Consider the following 843-nt stretch of genomic DNA (forward strand, 5'->3'; position numbering starts at 1 on the left):
GCGGACATCCAGCAGCACCGTGTGCTGCCCGGAGTCCATCCGCTGCCGCAGTACCTGCACGTCCATCAGAGTCTGCATGCTATTACCCTTCCGCCATATCCGTCCGTCCGCCGGACTGGTTCCTGCAGCTCAGAGCTGGACAGATTCCCCCGGGGCCAGATGCTCGTAGGCAGTGCCGTACAGCCCGCCGATCCGCTTGACGTGACCCTCCACCAGGTTCATGCCGGTCTCGTTGAGCAAGGCGTCATGAATCGGGAACGCCTTGGCGGCGCGGACGGCAATAATGAAGTCGATCACCTCGCCGATTTTGGACCAGGGCGCATGGATCGGCACCAGCAGCGTCTTGGCTTCGAGGCCGTGCGGGACGATGAAGGAGTCCCCTGGGTGGTAGACGTCGTCGTTGATCAGGTACCCAATATTGGCCACCATCGGAATATGCGGATGGATCAGCGCATGCTGGCCGCCGAAGGTGCGGATGTCGAAGCCCGGGACCTCGAAACGGGTCTCCGGCAACGCATCGATGATCCGGGAGCGGACGCTGTCGTCTCCCTGGACCTTGGCGCGCAGGGATTCGGCGACCCCGTGCGGCGCGAACAGCTCCAGCTTCGCGTTGCCGCGCAGGGCCTCCAGCACAGCCGGACCGTCGATGTGGTCCGCATGTTCGTGCGTAATCAGGACGGTGCGGGCCCCGTCCAGTGCTTCGGCCACCTCCGAAAAGGAGCCTGGATCGATCACCAGGGTGTCGTGGCCGCTCTCAAGGCGGACGCAGGCATGCGTGAACTTGGTGAGCTTCATGCGTCCCAGACTACCCCGGGCCGCGCCACATCCGGCCGGGGATAAGGA

The 843-nt window shown here is 64.3% G+C and carries 1 protein-coding gene; it reads right to left on the reverse strand.

The window, feature by feature from the left end; all coding sequences use genetic code 11:
* Positions 1 to 129: 129 nt before the first annotated feature.
* Positions 130 to 795, reverse strand: a complete 666-nt coding sequence (locus tag AC5RVV_RS17605) for an MBL fold metallo-hydrolase (protein WP_494002644.1) — start codon at positions 793 to 795, stop codon at positions 130 to 132.
* Between the last annotated feature and the right edge of the window lie 48 nt (positions 796 to 843).

It is taken from the genome of Arthrobacter sp. MDT2-34-1, from assembly GCF_059091365.1.

Bases quoted from the DNA above. Each gene is read 5' to 3' on its own strand.
- AC5RVV_RS17605 (WP_494002644.1), bottom strand. From the start codon at position 795: ATGAAGCTCACCAAGTTCACGCATGCCTGCGTCCGCCTTGAGAGCGGC.